The organism is Enterococcus sp. AZ015, from assembly GCF_050499225.1.
Lineage (GTDB): Bacteria > Bacillota > Bacilli > Lactobacillales > Enterococcaceae > Enterococcus_D > Enterococcus_D entomosocium.
This window is the reverse complement of the sequence record NZ_JBMHEX010000001.1, coordinates 1971142-1993687: the sequence shown is the minus strand read 5'-3', so window position 1 is coordinate 1993687 and position 22546 is coordinate 1971142. Positions and strand designations below refer to the sequence as shown.

The window sequence follows — 22546 nt, the reverse complement described above, 5'->3', positions numbered from 1 at the left end:
TATTGCTTTATCGTTGTCAGTCTTTTGTCTCTGAAGTGTAATAGCTATGGTCTTCTAAGTTTAATGCATTTAAAATCATTGAGGCGGTTTCTTCGATGGAAAGGGAAGCGACATTGATCACGACACAACCTAATTTCTCATAAAGATCATTAGCAAACGTCAGCTCTGCTTTGATTTTTTCAATATCGGAATATGCAGAGTCAGGGTTCAGGCCATAAGAACGCATCCGTTCTTTGCGGATACTGTTTAACACATTCGGATCATTTGTTAACCCGACGATTTTTTTCGGATCGATTTCCCAGAGCTGTTTCGGGATGTGGGCTTGTGGAACCAAAGGCAAATTAGCGACTTTTAAGTTTTTGTTCGCTAAAAATAGACTCAACGGTGTTTTTGAGGTTCGAGAAACCCCTAGTAACACGACATCTGCTTCCAAGAAGCCACGAGGGTCTTTTCCGTCATCGTACATGACCGCAAATTCCATGGCTTTGATGCGTTTGAAATAATTTTCGTTCAGGTGGTGCAAAGCCCCTGGCTCTCGCGAAGGTGCTACTCCAGTGCGGCGTGCCACTTCACTGACAGGCGGTGTTAATACGTCGAAATGATAGAGATCCGCTTCTTCACAAAAATGATTCGTCAAATCCACGAGTTCTTCTTTGATCAAAGTGTGAAGAATAATGGCATTGTGTTTCTTAGCATCTGATAATGCTTTGATCAAGTGCTCTTTCGTGTGGATAAACGTGCGTCTAAAAAGGTTAAATTCGACGCTGGGGTACTGTGCCATTGTCGCTTGGGCAAGCTTCGATGCTGTTTCACCGGCAGAGTCCGACAAAACGAACATCGTCACTGCAGCACTGGTTTGCAATTTTTCTTGCAAGTCTAGTTGTTCTGGTTCATTTGGCTTCATAAGAAAAATCCTCTCTTGCTTTTTTATTGATTTCATTATACCATACTTAAGATTGATAGAATCGGAATGATTTTGATTTATCAGGAGGGTCTACGATGAAAAATCAAACGCTCATAGAGCATGCCATGACAACGTTGAAAGAAAATGGCTTTAAAAATACGAAAAAAAGAGAAGCGATCATTACCTATTTAGTGAAACGCAATCGCTATTTACCGGCAAAAGAAATTCACGAATACATGTCGGAAAAGTACCCTGGCTTGAGTTATGATACGATCTACCGGAATTTGCACGATTTTTCTGAGATCGGTATTTTAGAAGAAACAGAACTGAACGGTGAGATGAAGTTTCGCTATAACTGTTGTGCAGAATTAGAAGACCATCATCACCATCACTTTATTTGCACGGTTTGTGGCAAAACAAAAGAACTGCATATTTGCCCAATGGACTTCTTTCAAGAACAGCTTCCCGGTTGTTTGATCGAGGGTCATCGCTTCGAGATTTTGGGTCGTTGTGAAGAATGTCAATGAAAACCCAAACAAACTTGACAGTATCGAAGACTTTTTTAACAGAATGCCTTGACACTTTTTCAGGGGTTAGCTATAATTTTTAAAGGACAGTCGTGTTTTTTGGGATTTTATTTCAATAACAACTACGGTTACTTTTTAAGCTCGGAGGGAGGGAATTTACATGTCAAAAACAGTCGTTCGCAAAAACGAATCACTTGACGATGCTCTTCGTCGCTTCAAACGTTCCGTGTCAAAAGCGGGTACTTTACAGGAATCTCGTAAACGTGAATTTTACGAAAAACCTAGCGTAAAGCGTAAGAAAAAATCTGAAGCAGCTAGAAAACGCAAAAAATTCTAATTTTCTACTGTTTTGAGAATTGGAGCTGGTAGTGTGACACTACTAAGTACACTGAATGATGACATGAAGACAGCGATGAAAGCCAAAGACAAGGAAACCTTGCAGGTGATCCGCATGTTGAAAGCATCAATTCAAAATGAGCAGATCAAAAAAGGTTCTGACTTGAATGAAGAAGAAGAGTTGACCGTTTTATCTCGTGAGATGAAGCAACGTCGGGACTCTTTACATGAGTTTGAGAAAGCTGACCGAAATGATCTAGCTGAGAAAGTCAAAGTTGAAATTGCAGTTGTTGAAAAATATTTGCCAGCACAACTTGATGAAGCGGAAATCCGCCAAATCGTTGCTGGAGCGATTGAAAAGACTGGTGCTTCTTCTTCCAAAGAATTTGGAAAAGTGATGGGTGCTGTAATGCCGCAAGTCAAAGGCAAAGCAGACGGCAATCAAGTCAATGCGATCGTTAAAGAATTATTGGATCAAATGTAAGCTCACGCCGCGAGTATGGATGACATGCTCGCGGCTTTTTTTCTGATTTCAAAAACTTAAAAAAAGCATAAGGACAAAAAGGAAACTACCCTTGGACTTTATAAGTAATTTTTCTTTTTTCCATCTTATGTTATTATTAATAAGAACGCCAAAAAAGGAGCTGTAACATATTTGACAGACAAAACTATGACGATCGAGATAACACTTAGTGAGAACGATGACGTTCGTTTACTCTTAGGTGCTCACGATAAGAACATTAAAATCATTGAAGACTCGACGGGGACGGTCATTCACACTCGTGGGGAGCTGATCCAAATCGTCGGCGAAGCGGAAGCTACAGAAAAAGCACAATCCGTGATCCGAGCGTTGCAAGAGTTGATCAAACGAGGCATCAATATCAGTACTCCTGATGTGATCACAGCTTTGAACATGGTAAACAAAGGCAGTCTTGATTATTTCAAAGATATGTATGAAGAAGAAATCATCAAGGACCGTAATGGGAAACCGATTCGGGCAAAAAATGCCGGTCAAAAGAAATATATCGAAGCTGTCCGTAAACATGATGTGGTCTTTGGGGTCGGACCAGCCGGAACCGGAAAAACCTTTCTGGCCGTCGTAATGGCGATCGCTGCTTTAAAGAAAGGTCAAGTGCAAAAGATTATTTTGACACGGCCCGCGGTTGAAGCAGGAGAGAACCTTGGCTTTCTGCCAGGCGATTTGAAAGAAAAAGTCGATCCTTACTTACGCCCCGTTTATGATGCGTTGTATCAAATTTTTGGGATGGATCATACGAACCGTCTGATGGAACGAGGCGTCATTGAGATCGCACCATTGGCATATATGCGTGGACGTACGCTAGAAGATGCCTTTGTCATTTTAGATGAAGCGCAAAATACGACGATCGCTCAAATGAAAATGTTTCTGACGCGTTTAGGATTCAACTCCAAAATGATCGTCAATGGCGATACGAGTCAGATCGACTTGCCAAAAGGGACTTTAAGCGGTTTGATCCATGCGGAGCGAACGTTGCAGGAGATCCCTAAAATTGCTTTTGCTAATTTTGAAGCAGGAGATGTGGTGCGGCACCCAGTTGTGGCCGATATCATTCGAGCTTATGAAGAAGCAGATCTTAAAGACAAGCGCTGATCGTCTTTCAGGAGGAGAACTATGATCATTCAACCACTACGGAAACTTAGAGAAAGACTCGGGAAGTTTTATTTACCAGTTTTGATGTTTCTCTTCTTTCTTTTTTCGATTGGTATCATGTACACCAGTGTCAAACAGAATAATGTCGATTATAGCGAAGGCCAGGTGGCGGAAGAAAACATTCGTGCCAATAAAACGATCGAAAACACTACTGCAACGGAACAAAAACGCAAATTGGCAGCAGAAGCGGTTCCGCCAGAGTACACCTATCAGGATACTCTAGCGCAGACACAGCACGATCGCATCGACCACCTTTTTGACTTAGTTGATTCAGTCAAAAAATCAACGGATGAGGCACATGCAAAAGAAGTTGCTGAGGCGGATGAGGATGAAAATATCCCTAAACCGAGTACGGATGAATACATCGCAGCCTTGAAAAAAGAGTTTGAAAAAATGAGTGATGATGAACTTGATTTCTATCAGTCATTGACGAATAATTTTTTGTCGACATTGTTTTCATTAAGTACCGATGAATTGAATACGGTACGAACCTATGCGTTGCAGCTAGTAGACGAGCAAATGGCCAAACAGATCCGTCAAACAGAACTCAGTACTTTCCGCTCAGAGGCGGAAGACAAGATCCAATTTCTAGATGTTACTTCGGATATGGCGTCCGTTTTACGCTTCATTGTCAATCAAGGAATCGTCGTCAATGATATTCCCAATGAAAAGCGGACGGAAGAAGCGAGACAAACCGCCATGGATGCTGTTCCACCGGTAATGATCTATCAAGGAGAGATCATTGTTCGTGAAGGATCACAGATCGATGCCAACGCATTGGAAAAGCTGCAGCTTTTAGGAATGACCAATCAGACCTTCTCAGTTTTTCCATTAATCGCTTTAGTTTTAGCGACCTGCTTACAAATGCTTATGCTGTTTTATTATACAAGACAGACAAAAGATGTTGAAAAGCGAATGAACGCCGTCACTTTTTATATTTTGGCGATGGCATTCAGTATCTTGATCATGAAATTTTTCCAACTGTTCCAATCAGAATTAGTGACCTTTATTCCGCTCTTTTTCCCAGCAGCCTTTACACCGCTGATTCTAAGCATTTTCTCCAGCAGACGTTTAGGGATATTAGCCGCGATTTTCCAAGTGGTCAGTGCACTCTTCATTTACTTTGATTCCAGTGGGACCAACTTGTTGACGACTGTTTTAGTGACCTATCTCTTCTCTGGGTTGATGGGGACGATGATCAAACGAGCACGTATCGCCAGTCAAGGGAAAATCGCAGTCATGTGGGTGATCGTTTTCCCATTACTCTTAAGCATCATGTTGGTCATTTTCCAAGGAATGGATTTGGCCCGCGGCAATACGTGGACAACACTCGTCTGTGGATTGGCCGGCTCGCTTCTTAGCTATTTGCTGACGATGGGGCTGCATCCATATATCGAATTATTGGTAACGGATGAAAGTATGATCGTGTTGAATGAATTGAGTAACCCGAACCACCCGTTATTGAAGCAGTTGCTGGAAGAAGCACCAGGGACCTATCATCACAGTATGATGGTTGCTAATCTTAGCGCCAATGCCGTCGCCGAGATCGGTGGGCAAAGCTTACTGACCCGCGTGGCTTGTTATTACCATGATATTGGCAAAGTCAAACATGCCAATTTCTTCGTAGAAAATTTACCTGCTGGTGCCGAAAACCCGCATAATTTTTTGCTGCCGGAAGACAGCAAACAAATCATCTTCGGTCACGTGATCGACGGAGCGGAAATTCTCGAAGAAGCCAAAATGCCGCGGATGGTGATCGATATTTGCCGTCAACACCATGGCACAACTCTGATGCGTTATTTCTATGTAAAAGCTCAAGAGCGTAATCCCGAGGTGACAGAAGAAGATTTCCGTTATCCTGGGCCAAAACCGCAGACACGAGAAGCGGGTGTCGTGAGTATCGCTGACAGTTGTGAAGCAGCTGTTCGAGCGATGGAAAATCCGACCAATCAAAAAATTCAAGAATTTGTTGCGAATCTCATCAATGATCGGATCTTAGACGGTCAATTAGATGAAACGGGACTAACGTTGAAAGAAATCCGGATGATTGAAAAATCACTGGTCAACGGACTATGCAGTACCTTCCATTCACGGATCAAATACCCAAAAATGAAATCGGAAGCAGAGAAAATGAAAGAAGAACAAGAAAGAAGAGAGCGCTAATGGAGATTACCTTTTTAGATGAGACAAATTCAGTGGGGGAAACGAAGATCAAAGAGATCGAAGGACTTCTGCAATTTGCTGCAGGACATTTAGACCTTCCAGAGGATACGGAAATGTCCGTCACGTTTATGGACAATGCAGCCATCCAAGAAATCAATCGGGAGTATCGCGGCAAAGATATGCCGACAGATGTCATCAGTTTTGCCTTCGAAGAAGAAACGGCGGAGGAGATGCCGATTATTTTTGACGAAGCCCTTGAAGAGATGCCTCGTGATCTAGGAGACATTATGATCTCCATAGAACGGGCAAAGGAACAAGCTGCTGAATATGGGCATACCTATGATCGGGAACTTGGTTTCTTGGCGCTGCATGGTTTCTTGCATATCAATGGCTATGATCATATGACACCAGAAGATGAAAAGGAAATGTTTGGATTGCAAAAGGAAATACTGGATGCCTATGGACTCAAAAGATAAGAATATTGGGAAAAATAAACAGTTTATCTCGTCAATCGAATTTGCTTTCACCGGTATAAAAACCGTCTTTAAAGAGGAACGTAATATGCGTAAACATGTTGGGTTAGGCATCGTTGCGATCATTGCAGGTTTTATTTTCCGTTTGAATCAAATGGAATGGCTTTGGCTGCTGTTAGCCGTTTTCTTGGTCTGGATCGTGGAGATCATCAATACAGTCTTTGAGAATGTCGTTGACATGTTTACGGACTTTCATTTCCATCCAATCGGGAAAAAAATCAAAGATATGGCAGCTGGTGCTGTGCTGATGACCGCAGTTTTTGCATTAGTGGTCGCAGCGATCATCTTCTTGCCAAAATTACTGCAGCTCTTCTGATACGCACTAAAACCACAAGATAAAGGGGAACAACAATGACAACACACAAATCAGGCTTCGTTGCGATCGTCGGACGGCCAAATGTTGGGAAATCCACACTACTAAATCGAGTTGTAGGACAAAAAATCGCTATCATGAGTGACAAGGCGCAAACGACTCGTAATAAAATCCAAGGGGTCTATACGACAGATGACGCACAGCTGATCTTTATCGATACACCAGGGATCCATAAACCCAAACACCGTCTAGGCGATTTTATGGTGGAAACCGCCTATAGCGCACTTCGTGAAGTTGACGTGACACTATTTATGATCAGTGCCGATCAAAAGCGCGGCAAGGGTGATGATTTTATCATCGAACGGTTGCGTCAAAGCCAGACGCCGGTTTTCCTAGTGATCAATAAAATTGATAAAGTCCATCCGGATGCTTTATTGGCAATCATTGAAGATTACTCCTCACAAATGGACTTTGCCGAGATCGTACCGATTTCTGCAACGGAAGGCAATAATTTCGAAACGCTAATGAAACTATTGGTCGATGAAATGCCTGAAGGTCCTCAGTATTTCCCAGAAGATCAAATCACTGACCATCCGGAATACTTTATCGTTTCCGAGCTGGTACGGGAAAAAGTCTTGCTGCTGACCAGAGATGAAGTGCCTCACTCGGTAGCGGTCGTCGTTGACTCCATGAAACGAGATCATAATGATAAGGTGCATATTCAAGCGACGATCATTGTCGAACGTGACAGCCAAAAAGGCATTATCATCGGTAAAGGCGGTAAAATGCTGAAGCAGATCGGGACGAAAGCCCGTCTAGATATTGAACACTTACTAGATGACAAAGTCTTCTTGGAATTATGGGTGAAAGTTCAAAAAGATTGGCGCGACAAGCAAACCTTCTTAACGGATTACGGCTATCGTAAAGATGAGTATTAAGGAAAGGCAGATCCATCACGGTCTGCTTTAAAGAGGAAAAACTGATGCAGTTAGCGAACTGGATCAGTTTTTTTCAAGAAATGAGGTGCGACGATGAATCTTGTTGAAACAAAAGGAATTTTGCTTTTTTCAAAGGACCATAAAGAAAAAGACAAGCTAGTCAAAATCTTTACGGAATCTGCCGGGAAGCAAATGTTTTATGTCAAGGGTGCTCATCGGAAAAATAACCCCTTGGCACCAGCGTTGCTCTCCTATACTGAAGCCACCTACATGGGAACCATCAAAACGGAAGGCTTGTCCTTTTTAAACAATGCCAAAGACATCCATCCTTTTCGTACGATCCAAAGTGATATTTTTATTGCTGGTTATGCGACCTACTTGTTGAATTTGGCTGATTCTGCTATCGATGATCGGGTCTATGACCCACATCTATACCAATTTTTACATGAGGCATTGCACTTAATGGATCAAGGGAACGACGCAGAGATCATCACCAATATCTTTGAGATCCAGATTTTGCACCGTTTCGGGATCACTCCGAATTGGACCCATTGTGCCATCTGCGGAAAAACCGACGGTCGGTTTGACTATTCCTCAAAGTATAGCGGTATTTTATGCGAACAACACTGGGGGATGGACGAACGTCGCTATCATGCGGATTCTCGTGCGATCCATTTTATTCGCTTATTTTCGCAAATATCCTACGAGCAGATTGCTTCGATCAAATTAAAGCCAGAAACGAAAGCAGCGATTCGACAAGTGATCGATCTATTGTATGATGAATATGTGGGCATTCATTTAAAAAGTAAGAAGTTTATCGATCAGATGGGGCAATGGCAAGACGTCTTAAAACCGAAAAATCAATGATAGAGTTGGCGAAACTTCAATGGAGTTAAGCCGACTCTTTTTTTGAATAATGCGGTAAAGTGACTCGCATCCTGAAACCCTACAGCAAAAGCGGCTTGCTGAATGGGCAGATCCGGCTGTGCCACCAAAAGCTCTTTGGCACGGGTCATGCGATAGTTTAATAAGTATTGGGCGGTGGATTGTCCTAAAAAACGCTGGAACAACCGAGAGAGATATTGAGGCGAAACATAGACTAAACCAGCCAATTTTTTGATCGTGATCGCCTGATCATAATTGGTTTCGATTTCTTGTATAACAGGGACCAGATATTGTTGAAACAAGGGGTGTTTTTCGGTTGGATTCCCAGAGCGCTCTTGCATGATCGCCAGCAAAAAACGATAACACTCACTAGAAGCCCGTAACGGATCCCAGCTTATTTTTTGGTCTTCTTTAATGCGTTGTTTGATCCAAGTCATATAGGAAAAAGTTTTAGACTCTTCAACTAAAAGATAAGGTTGACTTGTAAATTGTTTTAATATCTCAGCTGCCAAAGGTCCTTGAAAGGTAGCGAAGGAGGTTTTCCAATCTGATAAGGGATAGTAGCGATGAGGAGTGAAAGGGAAAATCAAGATGCCTTCACTGGGACGTAAAATAAAGGATTCTTGACCAAAGGTGACGCGACCTTCTCCTTGTTCTGTCTGCAGCCAATGAAAGTAAGGGTAGCCATCGAGACGAACAACGTCATCTTGTGGCCAATCGTTTCCGATACTTTCAAGCGACAAAGGCAACTGCTGGTTTGTTTGATAAAAATAAATAGGCATGTTCAACCTCCATGTTTCGAAAAGTTATAAAATAGTGTTTCATGTATTATACTACAACAAAATGAAAAGCCTTACAATAAGAGAGTAGAAATCATTTTATTTTAAAGGAGCGTTCACTTATATGACAAAATTTTTTGATCGAATTCTATTCGGCGGCGATTATAATCCAAATCAGTGGCCGAAAGAGATTTGGGAAGAAGACATTCGGATCTTTAAAAAAGCAAGTATCAATAGCGCGACCGTCAATGTTTTTTCATGGGCAAAGATCCAACCCTCTGAAAATTGTTATGATTTTGAGGAATTGGATCAAATCATCGAAAAATTAAGTACGGAGGGCTTCGACATCGTCTTAGCCACTTCCACAGCCGCTTTGCCAGCTTGGATGTTTAAGAAGTATCCGGAAGTCGCTCGCACCGATTATGATGGACGCCATCATAAGTTTGGGCAACGGCATAATGCCTGTCCCAATAGTTTGGTTTATCAAAAATACGCAGAACGTCTGGCAACGAAATTAGCCGAACGTTACGGCGAAAATCCACAAGTGACTTGTTGGCACATCAATAATGAATACGGCGGCGAATGTTATTGCGACAACTGTGAAAAAGCGTTTCGTGTTTGGCTAAAGGATAAATATCAAACGATCGAAGCACTGAATAAAGCCTGGAATATGGAATTTTGGGGTCATACTGTATATGAATGGGATGAAATCGTTCTGCCAAATGCGCTGTCAGAAGGAATCGGCTATGACAAGACGGCATTTGCAGGAATTTCTATTGACTACCGACGCTTCAACTCGGATAGCCTTTTAAAAAACTATATGATGGAGCGGGACGCTATTCGGAAAATCGATCCCACGACACCGATTACAACGAATTTGATGGGAACCTTTAAAGGACTGGATTATTTCAAGTGGGCGAAGGAAATGGACCTTATTTCGTGGGATAATTATCCAGCGTATAATACGCCATGGAGTTTAGTAGCCATGACACATGATCTAATGCGCGGCTTGAAACAACAGCCCTTTATGCTGATGGAACAAACACCCTCTCAACAAAACTGGCAACCCTATAACTCATTAAAAAAACCGGGACAAATGCGGGCGCAAAGCTACCAAACGATCGCTCATGGGGCGGACACGATCCAATATTTCCAATTGCGACGTTCCATCGGTGCTTGTGAGAAATTCCATGGAGCTGTTATCGAACATGTCGGTCATGAAGACACGCGAGTTTTCCGAGAAACGGCAGCTCTTGGTGCTGAATTAGCGCAGCTTTCAGACATTATTGGGACGCAAACTCAATCACAGGTTGCCGTGATTTTCGATTGGGACAATTATTGGGCATTAGAATATACGAGTGGTCCGACCGTTGATCTGAAGTATGTAGAACAGATCCATCGCTACTATCGTTATTTTCATGAACAAAATATTGCCGTCGACTTGGTTCCCGTGGATGCTGACTTATCAAAATACAAATTAGTCGCAGCACCTGTTCTCTACATGATCAAAGAAGGAATGCAAGAGCGGCTCACTGATTTCGTCAAACAAGGTGGTTCTTTACTTACCACGTATATGAGCGGTATCGTTGATCAATCTGACAACGTTCACTTAGGGGGCTATCCTGGGCCATTGCGGGAGTTAGCTGGCATCTGGGTGGAAGAAATCGATGCATTAGCCCCAGAACAATCAAACGGCGTTTCCTTAGTCAATGAAGAACTGACAGGAACCAGTAATTTAGTCAGCGATTTGATCCATTTAGAAACCGCCGAAGCGCTAGCGCATTACACAAGCAATTTCTATGCAGGAATGCCGGCAGTGACGAAAAATATGTTTGGCGATGGCACCGTCTATTACTTTGGTGGACAGTTGGAAGATCAGCTGCAAGATCAGCTTTTCAAAACGATTGTCGAAGAAAACGATATCACCCCAGTGATCGAGGAAGCAACAAAACTAGAAGTTGCCTGTCGTGAAAATGCAGAGGCGAAATTCTTCGTTATCATCAATTTCCACGAAGAAGCACAGCCTTTACCAGAAATTTTCGTCGGAGAAACGGATCTCCTGACGGGTGAGGTTCTTTCTTCAGAAACGAAACTGGCACAGTACACCACCTATATCGTCAAAGAGGAGCGTAACTGATGCGAACTTTTGCTATTGAAGATGACTTTTATTTAGACAACAAGCCGTTTAAAGTGATCTCTGGAGCGATCCACTATTTTCGTGTCGTTCCTGAATATTGGCAAGATCGTTTAGAGAAGCTACGCTTGATGGGCTGTAATACAGTGGAAACCTATGTTCCTTGGAATCTCCATGAAGCACAAGAAGGTGTCTATCAGTTTGAGGGGATCCTTGATTTGCGGCGATTTATCCAAACGGCACAAGAAGTAGGGCTTTATGTGATTTTGCGACCAGCACCTTATATTTGTGCGGAGTGGGAATTTGGTGGGTTGCCTTATTGGCTATTGCAAGATCCTATGATGAAGCTTCGGTTTGATTATCCACCATTTATGGAAAAAATCACTCGTTATTTCGCCCATTTGTTTCCACAAGTGCGGGATCTGCAGATCACCCAAGGCGGTCCGATTTTAATGATGCAAGTAGAAAATGAATACGGCAGCTACGCCAATGATAAAGAGTATTTGCGGAAAATGGTGGCTGCGATGCGGCAACAGGGTGTAGAAACGCCGTTAGTGACCTCTGACGGACCTTGGCACGATATGTTAGAAAACGGCAGTATCAAAGACTTGGCATTGCCAACGATCAACTGCGGCTCCAACATCAAGGAAAACTTTGAAAAACTTCGAAGATTTCACGGAGAAAAACGGCCACTGATGGTCATGGAATTTTGGATCGGCTGGTTTGATGCTTGGGGTGATGACCATCATCATACAACATCAACGGCTGATGCAGTAAAGGAACTTCAGGATTGCTTGGCAGAAGGTTCTGTCAATATTTATATGTTCCATGGCGGGACCAATTTTGGCTTTATGAACGGGTCAAACTATTACGAGCGTTTAGCGCCGGATGTCACTAGCTATGATTATGATGCCTTGTTGACAGAATGGGGAGAACCTACTGCCAAATACCAAGCCTTCAAAAAAGTGATCGCTGACTATGCGGAAATTCCTGAGTTTCCCTTGAGTATGAAACTTGAGCGAAAAGCTTATGGAACATTCTCAGTGAAAGAACGAGTCTCCTTGTTTTCGACGATCGACACGATCAGTCAACCGATCATAAGGAATTACCCTTTATCGATGGAAGCCTGCAATCAAGCGACAGGTTATATCTACTATCGCTCACTGATTGGGCCTGCACGGAAGATTGCCGACTACCGTCTGATCAATACGATGGATCGTGCCCATACGTTTATCAACCAGGAACTTTTGCGCATCGATTACGATCGAGAAATCGGTCAATCCTACAGTTTCGATCTATCAGAATCAGAAAACGAGTTGGGGATCTTGGTGGAGAATATGGGGCGGGTCAATTATTCCGTTAAAATGAACCATCAGCACAAAGGCATTAAAGACGGTGTGATCATTAATGGCGCATTCCAAAGCAACTGGGAAATCTATCCCTTGCCGATGGATAATTTGCATGCCATTGATTTCCAAGGGAAATGGCAAAAAGGCCAACCAAGTTTCTCACGCTTTGAATGTGTTTTTGATGAATGTGCAGATACCTTTATCGAATTGCCGGGCTGGGGCAAAGGGTTTGTCCAAGTCAATGGTCATATGATCGGCCGTTTCTGGGAAAAAGGACCGCAGCAGCGCTTGTACGTCCCGGCGCCGTTTTTAAAAACTGGAATGAATGAGATCATTGTTTTTGAAAGTGATGGGAAAATCGCTGATGAGATCGTCTTTCATGATCAGGCGGATTTAGGTCCAGAAGGATAAAAGTTCAAATTAATCATTGACAAACCCTAGCTTCAACTACTATCATAAGGGTAATCGAATCCGTGCTATGACCGGAAGAAAGAAAGAAGACCATTCCATGAAGCGAACTTGGGAGAGTGAAAGCCAAGTTGGAACCTTATTTCGCAGGCGTCCGTGAGCATGATCAATGAAGCTGCCGACTTGTCGGAAGTAGGGTGGAACCGCGAATGTATCGTCCCTATATCTATACACTTTGTATAGATATAGGGACTTTTTTATGTTTCACACTAAGAATAGCCAAAAATAAAGGAGGTTTATTATGTTATTTGATATGACGATTCCAGCAAGTGCGTTTACCGAAAAAAAGCTCAAAGTATTAGCAAGTATTCCACTGCAGGTTCGCCTTTTAAAGGATGAACAGCTTTTACATGAATTTACAACGAGTCCAGACCAAATGCTTTACGACTTATCTGATATTTTAGAAGCAGATGCCGTGGTCGAAGTGAAATTGATCCCCGGATCAGTTGTCGAGTTTTATCCTGTCGTCAATGCGTTATAAGAAAGGAAGAAAAAGATGAGTAAACTAACTGTGCAAGAGATGATTTTGACTTTGCAAAAATTCTGGTCTGAAAACGGCTGTATGCTGATGCAGGCCTATGATACAGAAAAAGGGGCTGGAACCATGAGCCCATACACATTTTTACGTGCAATCGGTCCAGAACCATGGAACGCCGCTTACGTAGAACCTTCTCGCCGTCCAGCTGATGGCCGCTACGGGGAAAACCCAAATCGTTTGTATCAGCACCACCAGTTCCAAGTCGTGATGAAGCCCTCTCCTGAAAATATCCAAGAGCTTTATTTAGAAAGCTTGCGTCTTTTAGGGATCGATCCATTAGAACATGATATTCGTTTCGTCGAAGATAACTGGGAAAACCCCTCAATGGGTTGTGCAGGTCTTGGTTGGGAAGTTTGGTTAGATGGGATGGAGATCACCCAGTTTACTTACTTCCAACAAGTTGGTGGCTTAGCGTGTAAGCCAGTGACATCAGAGATCACTTACGGCTTAGAACGTCTAGCATCTTATATTCAAGAAGTTGAAAGTGTCTACGATCTTGAATGGTCTGCAGGTGTCAAATATGGTGAGATTTTCCGCCAACCTGAGTATGAACATTCAAAATACTCCTTTGAAGTCAGTGACCAAGACTTGCTTTTAGGGAACTTCGATCGTTTTGAAAAAGAAGCAAAACGCTGTATCGATGAACGCTTAGTTCATCCAGCTTACGACTATATCTTAAAATGCAGCCATACCTTTAACCTGTTGGATGCTCGTGGCGCAGTCTCCGTCACTGAACGTGCTGGGTACCTCGCACGTATCCGTAATATGGCCCGTCAAGTAGCAAAACTATTTGTAGCAGAACGGGAAAACCTCGGTTATCCATTGCTTGATCCAGAAGTGGCGCAAAAACTGATTGAGGAGGGAAAATAAGATGGCACAAAACCTATTATTAGAAATCGGCTTAGAGGAATTACCTGCGCATGTCGTAACCCCAAGTATGAAACAATTACAAGAAAAAACGGCAGCTTTCTTAGATGCTCATGCATTACCTTATACAGCGATTGAAGCTTATTCGACACCTCGTCGTTTGGCAGTCTATGTCACTGGTCTTCCTGAAAAACAAGCGGATACGCAAGAAGAGGTCAAAGGACCAGCGAAAAAAATCGCGTTAGATGAAGCAGGCAATTGGTCGAAAGCAGCTCAAGGATTTGTTCGGGGACAAGGATTGACAACCGATGACATCACCTTCCGTGAATTAAAAGGTGTTGAGTATGTCTATGTAACGAAACATACCCAAGGTCAACCAACCGTTGAGGTATTGAAAGGATTGCAGGAAGTAATCACGAGTTTGACTTTCCCAGTAACGATGCACTGGGCAGACTACGATTTTGAATATATCCGACCAATTCATTGGATCGTCGCACTCTTTGGTGAGCAAGTCATTCCTTTCCAAATCCTTGATATTGTTACCGGACGCGAGTCAAAAGGTCATCGTTTCTTAGGTGAGGCAGTCACGTTTGATCATGCGGATGACTATTTGGAGAAAATGAAGCATCAGTTTGTCATTGCTGATCCAAGCGAACGTCAACAAATGATCACCTCACAAATCAATGCGATCGCTCAAGAAAACAACTGGCGGATCGATTTAGATGAAGACCTACTCGAAGAAGTGACAAATCTGGTTGAATACCCAACAGCTTTTGTAGGGGACTTTGAAGAAAAATATCTTTCTGTACCTGAAGAAGTGTTAGTTACTTCTATGAAAGAACATCAACGCTACTTCGATGTCCGCACCCTTGATGGAGAATTGCTGCCGCATTTCATCTCTGCCCGCAACGGGGATGCCGTGAAAATTGATAATGTCATCAAAGGAAACCAAAAAGTACTGACCGCCCGTCTAGAAGATGCTGAGTTTTTCTATAATGAGGACAAAAAATTGACCATCGACCATTGCGTGGAAAAGCTTAAGCAAGTCACCTTCCACGAAAAAATTGGCAGTTTGTATGAAAAAATGCAGCGTGTTGGATTAGCTGCACAAATCATCGGGAATACTGTTGGTTTAACACAAGAAGAACTGACTGATCTCCAACGGGCAGCTCAAATCTATAAATTTGATTTAGTGACAAATATGGTGGGAGAATTCCCTGAATTGCAAGGAATCATGGGGGAAAAGTATGCCTTGATCCAAGGAGAAAAACCAACAGTTGCCCAAGCGATTCGTGAACACTACATGCCGATCTCAGCAGAAGGTGAACTGCCGCAATCGAAAATCGGGGCTGTTTTAGCCATTGCGGATAAATTGGACAGCTTGCTTGCGTTCTTCGCTGTCGATATGGTTCCAAGTGGTTCAAACGATCCTTACGCACTCCGCCGGCAAACGTACGGAATTATCCGCATCCTAGCTGAAAAACGCTGGTATTTCCCATTTGCTCAGTTACAAGAAGAGATTCGTGAAGCTATTAATGCCCAACCGGAAATTTTTGGTATTCAACTTGCCGCAGGTCAAGAACAAGTGACCGATTTTGTGAAAAGCCGTCTGCGTCAATTCTTACTCAGCAAAAATACGCGTCATGATGTCATTGAAGCTGTTTTAGGCGCACGCCAAGCAGATATCAGTACGCTATTTGAAACGGCTCAGATGTTAAGAGAACATCTGCAAGACACCGACTTCAAACCATCGATGGAAGCCTTGACCCGAGTAATCAATTTAGCGAAAAAAGCCGAATTGGAACAAGCAGCAATTGATCCTGCCTTGTTTGAAAACGACTCTGAAACTGCCTTGTATGAAGCGGTCTTAACAGTAGAGAACAAGTTCCCACATCAAACGATGGAAGAAAACTACCAAAGCTTAGTGGCACTGCGCCCATTGATTGAAGCTTATTTTGATCAAACAATGGTCATGGTGGAAGATGAACAGATTCGCCGCAACCGTTTTGCCTTGTTGGATAAAATCGCGAAGATGAGTCTGGCAGTGGCTAGTTTAGATGCTTTGATTACAAAATAAAAAGCAGCTTGCAGTTGCACATTTCTGAATAAAAAAGCTGGAACTGAAAGAATCAGTTCTGGCTTTTTTTCTATGTTTCTCGATTTTTTTTGTACTTAGAATTGCTTTCTTGCAGTGTTAAATATTATATAATAAAAAACATTTTGACCCATTACTTTTCAAGGGATCGAACGATTCTTCGGCTTTAATGATTGGGGATTTGATGATGATTATAATGATACAAAGATTCTCATCATACAGACCGATTCATTTTTCCATTGAAAATACGCTGAAACGATAGGTGCAATAAAATAGCCTGACAGATCACAAGATGATTTGTCAGGCGAATGTTTATTTGCGGGTCAATTTTACCACCACTTCGCAGCGGGCGGTTTGTGGAAACATATCTACTGATTGCAGATATTCTACGTGAAACACTTTGGCTAATTGGACTAAGTCTCTTGCTAAAGTAGAAACATTACAAGATATATAGACCATCTTCTTCGGTGGTTGTTTCAGCAAAGCTTGCAATAATCGTTCATCCAAGCCTGTCCTTGGCGGATCAACAATGATGCTATCAGGTTTGAAGCCTTCATTGAACCATTTTGGTAAGAGCTCCTCAGCAGTTCCCGTTTCATAATGGGTATTTTGGGCACCAATACGGTGGGCATTTTCTTGGGCATTTTCGATCGCTTGAGGAATAATGTCCATGCCGCGGACTTCTTTGGCATAAGGTGCCACACTCAACCCAATCGTCCCCACACCACAGTAAGCATCAACAACTGTTTCATTTTTGCTTAAGTCAAGGGCTTTTAACCCTTCTTGATACAAGACGCTGGTTTGCTGCGGATTCAGCTGGAAGAATGCGCGGGCGGACAAGTCGAAGGTCAGTTCATTCAACCGTTCTTCGATCGCTTCTTTGCCCCAAAGATGAATCGTTTCCTCTCCCATGACGACGGACGTTTTTTTGTTTTGCACATTTTGCATGATGGAAACGACTTGCGGCAAGCGCTGATTGATCTCGCGAATCAGCGCATTTTTTTGCGGCAGTTTGACAGAATTGGTAATGAAAACAACTTGGACTTCGCCAGTGGCGATCCCGATGCGAACCATCAATGTTCGTAAAATCCCGCTATTTTTTCGTTCATCGTAAATCGGGATCTGGTATTTGTTCAACAATTGGACGATGCCGTTGATCACTTTTTGCGTATCTTGTTCTTGTACGAGGCAATCATCAATGGCGACTAAGCGATGAGACTCCATTTCGTATAAACCCGCTTCGATTCGTTTGGTTTGACTGTTGTAACGCAATTGAAATTGTGCTTTGTTGCGGTAATGCCAAGGAACATCCATGCCTAAAGTATCCCTTAGTTCAAACTGTTGGTAACCTTTTGGCTTAAATTTTTCAAGTGCTTGTTTCAATAGGTCTTTTTTGAAGTCTAATTGTTTGTCGTAGACTAAGTGCTGCAATTGGCAGCCGCCGCACCGGTCGTAAAACTTGCAGGGTGGTTGGATGCGATCGCTGCTTGGCTTGATGATTTTGGTCATCTTAGCTTCAGCAAAGCGGGGAGAGGCTTTGGTGACTTCGGCAATGACCTGTTCCCCCGGTAGAACACGGGGAACAAAGATGATCAGCTTTTTGTAATACCCGATGCCTTCTCCGTTGATCCCCAAGCGTTTGATCGTTAGTTGTAGTTTTTGTCCAAGCTGGACTTGTGTATTTGCCATGTGAACTCCTTAAATAAAATAGTCAGTTCATTTTACCACATTTTTTCAGCTTGATTAGAAGGAATTTCATCGTAGTTGTGGTAAAATAGAATGTACGTTCGCGAGGTGAAGAAGATGAATACAATTATTCGTATCAATAAAGGAAAAGGACCATTTTATGAAGTGGCGACATCAGAAGGTGAAACGCTGCGGGTCTCAGAAGATCTTTTGGTCCGTTTTCGGCTATTAAAAGGCAAGGAACTGAGTGAAGAAGAATTAAAAGAAATCAAAAAAAGTGCGGGGTTTGATTTAGGATTGCAGCAAGCCATGAACTATATCAGCTATCAGCTGCGTTCTGAAATGGAAGTCCGTACCTATTTGAAAGACAAAGAAATCGAAAAACAAGACCGAGACTTAGTCGTTGAACGTCTGAAAGAGTTGAATTTGATCGATGACAAAAACTACGGAGAAAGCTACATTCGCACCCAAGTCCGCATGAGTGATAAAGGACCCGTGGTCATCAGTCAGCAATTGAGAAAAAAAGGCTTGAAAGATCCTGTGATTCAGGAAGTATTGCCTTTGTATACCGAGGAAATGCAGTTTGAAGTCGGGTATCATACGGCTGAAAAAGCGATGCGTCGTTTTCACAACAAAAGCCATAAAGAAATGATCCAAAAGATAAAAATGCATTTGATGCAAAAAGGTTTTCATCAAGGAGTCATTCAGATGATTTTGGATGAATTACCGATGGAAAAAGATGAGGACCAAGAAAATGAAGCGCTCCAAAGAGAAGGGGCCCGACTTATGCGGCGGCATCAGCGGTTACCATTGATGAAACGAAAAATGAAAATCAAGCAAGGCCTTTATCAAAAAGGGTTTGCCATCGATGATATACAACGATTCTTAGATGAGGAAGTAATGGATGAGTAAGCAATGGGAAACTTGGGATGAAGAAAAAATCAAGACGTTCCAAGAAACATTTTTAACTTGGTATCATAAAGAAAAACGCAATCTGCCTTGGCGGGCGACCAACGATCCGTATGCAATCTGGATCTCAGAGATCATGCTTCAACAAACACGAGTGGAAACAGTGATTGGCTATTTCTATCGTTTTATGGAACAATTCCCGACGATCCAAGACTTGGCGGCAGCCGAAGAACAAAAGCTTTTAAAGGTTTGGGAAGGTTTAGGTTATTACTCTCGTGCCCGTAACCTTAAGGCTGCTGCACAGCAAATCGTTGCCGAATTCGACGGAGAAATGCCCCAATCAATTGAAGAGATTCGCTCATTAAAAGGAATTGGTCCCTACACAGCTGGAGCCATTGGCAGTATTGCTTTTGGCTTGCCAGAACCGGCAATCGATGGAAATGTGATGCGGGTCGTCAGTCGGTTATTTTGTATCGAAGCAGATATTGCGAAAGCCAGCAGCCGAAGACCATTTGACGAGGCGATGAGAACAATCATTTCCCCCGATGAACCTGGTGAGTTTAATCAAGCCTTGATGGATCTTGGCTCACGAATCTGTACACCCACTACACCGAAATGTGAAGAGTGTCCCATCGGTCAGTACTGTCTTGCATATGCGGAGAATCGACAAACAGACTTTCCAGTGAAATCGAAAAAAGCAAAGCCGAAAGATGTCTATTACATCGCTGGCGCCATCGAAGATCAAGGTTCGTTTCTACTCGTGCAGCGACCTGAAACAGGCTTATTGGCCTCTATGTGGCATTTTCCGTTGGTAGAAGTAACGAAAGAACAATATGATGCTTTGCAGCGAACATGGGTAAAAGAGGAACAGTTGCAGTTGGATTTGATTGCAGAAGAGGATGCACTCGAGATTTTTCCTGGTCTTCCTGTCGTTTGGCAAAAACGACATTTCGGCGAGATCACTCATATTTTTAGCCATTTGAAATGGCATGTCCTTTTATTTTACGGTAGAAAACGGGGAGAAATCCCGTTACAAGACAGCGAATGGGCTGCCAAAGAATCCTTTGAAAACTATGTTTTTCCAAAACCTCAGCAGAAATTAGTCGAGCAATTAAAGAAATATCAGAAACTCGATAAAGATTTCTAGGCAAAGCTTTCTTTTATTGCTATAATATTAACGATGTCGGTGTAATGAACACCCAAACAAAACGCAAGTTTTCTTGCTGAGGGAAGGGTTGCTATGCGAGTTCCAAAAGAAGGAGAGTTTGTCAGCATTCAAAGCTACAAACATGACGGCAATTTGCATCGAACGTGGCGGGATACGATGGTCTTAAAGACCAGTGAATTCTCAGTGATAGGGGTCAACGATCATACATTAGTGACCGAATCAGATGGAAGACGCTGGGTTACCCGTGAACCAGCAATTGTATATTTTCATAAAAAATACTGGTTTAATGTTATTGCAATGATTCGAGAAAAGGGGGTTTCCTATTATTGTAATCTTGCTTCACCGTATTTACTTGATGAAGAGGCATTGAAATATATCGATTATGACCTTGATATCAAAGTATTTCCTGATGGCGAGAAACGTTTACTAGATGTGGATGAGTATGAATTGCACAGTAAGATTATGCAATATCCGCAAGACATTGATTTTATCTTGAAAGAAAATGTCAAAATTTTAGTAGATTGGATCAATAATGGCAAAGGACCCTTTTCGCAAGGGTATGTGGACATTTGGTATGATCGCTACAAGCAGTTGTCTCAAAAATAAGTAAAATGGGTCGAATCGCTCATTTTCCCTAAGAAACTTCAACCAAGTTGGTTGAAGTTTTTTTTGTTTCTAATGGAATGCTTCAATCAGCAGGTTTTAAGTTCTGTTTAAGCTGACAGTCCCATGATAGAGAGATCAAGAAAATTAGTGGGGGAAGCACATGAAGAAAAAAGGGAAGCTTGTTATCGGGACCACCATGATTCTGCTTTTTGCAGCGGGGTTTGCTGTGTTGAGAAACGACCAATCCGCTCGTGAGGAGAGTCAAGAAAGTACTTCTCAAACTGAGCTTAACGCTCAAACAGAAGAGACCGCTCAGACTGCCAGTATGGTTCAAATTTATGTAGATCCCTCAGAATACGATGCAGCGATTGAAAGTGAGAACGATTATGTACCGATTTATCAGTCAACAAGTCAAGAGACAGTCATTGGAAAAATCCATCGGGGAAGTTGGGCAACCTTCATCAGTCAAACAGAAGACATGGTTGAAATTCAAACAGACGATGGGGTAACTGGTTATATTGAAAAGCAATCATCATCGATTCAAGAAGTCGCGCTTTCGGCAATCCCAAAAGATCTATCGAACTTCAAAGTCGTCCTTGATGCAGGTCACGGCGGCGAAGATTCTGGGGCACTGTCAACGGATCAAACGATCATGGAAAAAGACTTGACGCTAGCAACGGTCCAAACGATCGGCGAAGTGTTGACAGAAGCAGGTATTCAAGTCAGTTATACTCGCACTGAAGATCGTTATCTCTCGCTGTCTGATATCACCGCTGCTTCGCTTTCAGAAGAACCAGATTTATTTATCAGTATTCATTACGATAATTCAGAAATACCAAACAGTAATCAAGGTCTGACAACTTACTATTACTATACTGGGGCAAAAGAGATGGCAGAAACGATCACTGCCAATTTGAGTTCTTCGGTGGCATTGAGTTCCAACGGCACTCGTTTTGGTAACTATTATGTGTTGCGAGAACAATATCTTCCAGCAGTATTATTGGAGTTAGGCTATTTGAACAGTGACAATGATTTGGCAATGATTACAAGTGAAGGGTATGATCAAAGGGTGGCGCAAGCGTTGCTGGCAGCGATTGAAGAGATCATTGAAGCAGAGAAATAAAAAAACGGCGACTACAAAACAGAGGAAGGATCTGTTTTGTGGTCGCTGTTTTAAGGAATCACTTCTCGTTAAAGGTTTTGCTCATTTTGATATGGGGCATATCTGCGTCTAAAAAGACATCGCCTTCAGGCTGATAGCCTAACTTCAAGTAAAACTCTTTTGCGGTTATTTGTGCCCCTAAAGTGACTTTTTTGATTCCTTGTTTTTGAATGAAGGCTTCCGCACCTTCGATCAGTTGTCTGCCATAACCTGAACCTCGATGAGCAGCGGGGACCGCCATTCGCTGCAACTTCACTTCATGATCAGAGATAGGTAAGAAACGCAAGGTTGCGACTGCTTCATTATCGTCGTCATATAAGACAAAGTGGACTGCCAATGCTTCATTTTCATCTACTTCCAATGCTAATGGAACACCTTGCTCTTTCACGAATACTTGATTTCGTATTTTCAATGACGCCAAATAAATGTCACTCAGCGTATCTTTTGTTTGTGCAATATGCATAAAAAATTCACCTCAGCTAAGATTTCTCCGTTA

The 22546-nt window shown here is 42.5% G+C and carries 22 protein-coding genes; 18 read left to right on the top strand and 4 right to left on the bottom strand.

Features of this window, described 5'->3' with window-relative positions; genetic code table 11:
- Positions 1-16: 16 nt before the first annotated feature.
- Positions 17-904 carry a pyruvate, water dikinase regulatory protein gene (locus tag IGK85_RS09355; RefSeq protein WP_008378409.1) on the bottom strand — a complete coding sequence of 296 codons (888 nt, stop codon included), beginning with the start codon at positions 902-904 and terminating at the stop codon, positions 17-19.
- A 95-nt stretch (positions 905-999) separates the two neighbouring features.
- Between IGK85_RS09355 and IGK85_RS09350 the strand changes: the two genes are divergently transcribed.
- From IGK85_RS09350 to recO, 9 genes are all read left to right on the top strand, one after another.
- Positions 1000-1431: a Fur family transcriptional regulator gene (locus IGK85_RS09350; RefSeq protein WP_008378408.1), complete on the top strand. Its 432-nt coding sequence runs from the start codon at positions 1000-1002 to the stop codon at positions 1429-1431.
- 160 nt (positions 1432-1591) lie between these two features.
- The gene (rpsU, locus tag IGK85_RS09345) at positions 1592-1768 is read left to right on the top strand and encodes a 30S ribosomal protein S21 (RefSeq protein ID WP_002356740.1); all 177 of its coding nucleotides are present in this window, start codon (positions 1592-1594) and stop codon (positions 1766-1768) included.
- A 33-nt stretch (positions 1769-1801) separates the two neighbouring features.
- Positions 1802-2251 (top strand): GatB/YqeY domain-containing protein, encoded by a 450-nt coding sequence (locus IGK85_RS09340; RefSeq protein ID WP_005235483.1) that lies wholly within the window; start codon positions 1802-1804, stop codon positions 2249-2251.
- 186 nt (positions 2252-2437) lie between these two features.
- On the top strand, positions 2438-3397 hold the full coding sequence (locus IGK85_RS09335; RefSeq protein WP_016612213.1) for a PhoH family protein: 960 nt from the start codon (positions 2438-2440) through the stop codon (positions 3395-3397).
- Positions 3398-3418: 21 nt separating this feature from the next.
- Positions 3419-5620, top strand: a complete 2202-nt coding sequence (locus IGK85_RS09330) for an HD family phosphohydrolase (protein WP_008378271.1) — start codon at positions 3419-3421, stop codon at positions 5618-5620.
- Positions 5620-6096: an rRNA maturation RNase YbeY gene (gene ybeY / locus IGK85_RS09325; RefSeq protein ID WP_008378268.1), complete on the top strand. Its 477-nt coding sequence runs from the start codon at positions 5620-5622 to the stop codon at positions 6094-6096. The genes IGK85_RS09330 and ybeY overlap by 1 nt, the downstream gene beginning before the upstream one ends.
- A complete protein-coding gene (locus tag IGK85_RS09320) occupies positions 6080-6469 on the top strand; it encodes a diacylglycerol kinase family protein (RefSeq protein WP_016612211.1) in 390 nt (129 codons plus the stop codon). Before ybeY ends, IGK85_RS09320 begins: the two co-directional genes overlap by 17 nt.
- A 35-nt stretch (positions 6470-6504) precedes the next feature.
- Positions 6505-7404, top strand: a complete 900-nt coding sequence (gene era, locus IGK85_RS09315) for a GTPase Era (protein ID WP_008378264.1) — start codon at positions 6505-6507, stop codon at positions 7402-7404.
- A gap of 93 nt (positions 7405-7497) precedes the next feature.
- Positions 7498-8271, top strand: coding sequence for a DNA repair protein RecO (gene recO, locus IGK85_RS09310; RefSeq protein WP_005235491.1), 774 nt, complete (start codon positions 7498-7500; stop codon positions 8269-8271).
- Here the strand turns inward: recO and IGK85_RS09305 are convergent.
- Positions 8265-9071, bottom strand: a complete 807-nt coding sequence (locus IGK85_RS09305) for an AraC family transcriptional regulator (protein ID WP_008378261.1) — start codon at positions 9069-9071, stop codon at positions 8265-8267. The genes recO and IGK85_RS09305 overlap by 7 nt on opposite strands.
- 121 nt (positions 9072-9192) lie before the next feature.
- Here IGK85_RS09305 and IGK85_RS09300 point away from each other — a divergent pair, with 121 nt between their 5' ends.
- The 5 genes from IGK85_RS09300 (at position 9193) to glyS (ending at position 16501) form a co-directional block, all read left to right on the top strand.
- Positions 9193-11205, top strand: coding sequence for a beta-galactosidase (locus IGK85_RS09300; RefSeq protein ID WP_429968728.1), 2013 nt, complete (start codon positions 9193-9195; stop codon positions 11203-11205).
- Positions 11205-12962, top strand: coding sequence for a glycoside hydrolase family 35 protein (locus tag IGK85_RS09295; protein ID WP_008378257.1), 1758 nt, complete (start codon positions 11205-11207; stop codon positions 12960-12962). Before IGK85_RS09300 ends, IGK85_RS09295 begins: the two co-directional genes overlap by 1 nt.
- Before the next feature lie 298 nt (positions 12963-13260).
- The gene (locus tag IGK85_RS09290; RefSeq protein WP_008378255.1) at positions 13261-13500 is read left to right on the top strand and encodes a hypothetical protein; all 240 of its coding nucleotides are present in this window, start codon (positions 13261-13263) and stop codon (positions 13498-13500) included.
- A gap of 15 nt (positions 13501-13515) precedes the next feature.
- Complete coding sequence (glyQ, locus tag IGK85_RS09285; RefSeq protein WP_005225852.1) at positions 13516-14427, top strand: glycine--tRNA ligase subunit alpha; 912 nt, start codon at positions 13516-13518, stop codon at positions 14425-14427.
- A 1-nt stretch (position 14428) separates the two neighbouring features.
- Complete coding sequence (gene glyS / locus IGK85_RS09280) at positions 14429-16501, top strand: glycine--tRNA ligase subunit beta (RefSeq protein ID WP_008378252.1); 2073 nt, start codon at positions 14429-14431, stop codon at positions 16499-16501.
- Positions 16502-16831: 330 nt separating this feature from the next.
- On the opposite strand, the gene rlmD is transcribed toward glyS, so the two are convergent.
- Entirely contained in the window at positions 16832-18208 is a 1377-nt protein-coding gene (gene rlmD / locus IGK85_RS09275; protein WP_008378249.1) for a 23S rRNA (uracil(1939)-C(5))-methyltransferase RlmD, read from the bottom strand.
- Between the two features lie 114 nt (positions 18209-18322).
- Between rlmD and recX the strand changes: the two genes are divergently transcribed.
- The 4 genes from recX to IGK85_RS09255 all read left to right on the top strand — a co-directional run bounded on the left by recX (position 18323) and on the right by IGK85_RS09255 (position 22011).
- Positions 18323-19117, top strand: a complete 795-nt coding sequence (gene recX, locus IGK85_RS09270) for a recombination regulator RecX (RefSeq protein ID WP_008378247.1) — start codon at positions 18323-18325, stop codon at positions 19115-19117.
- Positions 19110-20261, top strand: coding sequence for an A/G-specific adenine glycosylase (mutY, locus tag IGK85_RS09265; RefSeq protein WP_005235515.1), 1152 nt, complete (start codon positions 19110-19112; stop codon positions 20259-20261). The genes recX and mutY overlap by 8 nt, the downstream gene beginning before the upstream one ends.
- Positions 20262-20354: 93 nt before the next feature.
- Positions 20355-20888, top strand: a complete 534-nt coding sequence (gene ntdP, locus IGK85_RS09260; RefSeq protein WP_005225863.1) for a nucleoside tri-diphosphate phosphatase — start codon at positions 20355-20357, stop codon at positions 20886-20888.
- A gap of 160 nt (positions 20889-21048) precedes the next feature.
- Entirely contained in the window at positions 21049-22011 is a 963-nt protein-coding gene (locus IGK85_RS09255; protein ID WP_005235517.1) for an N-acetylmuramoyl-L-alanine amidase family protein, read from the top strand.
- Between the two features lie 58 nt (positions 22012-22069).
- Here the strand turns inward: IGK85_RS09255 and IGK85_RS09250 are convergent, their stop codons facing one another.
- Complete coding sequence (locus IGK85_RS09250) at positions 22070-22513, bottom strand: GNAT family N-acetyltransferase (RefSeq protein WP_005235519.1); 444 nt, start codon at positions 22511-22513, stop codon at positions 22070-22072.
- Between the last annotated feature and the right edge of the window lie 33 nt (positions 22514-22546).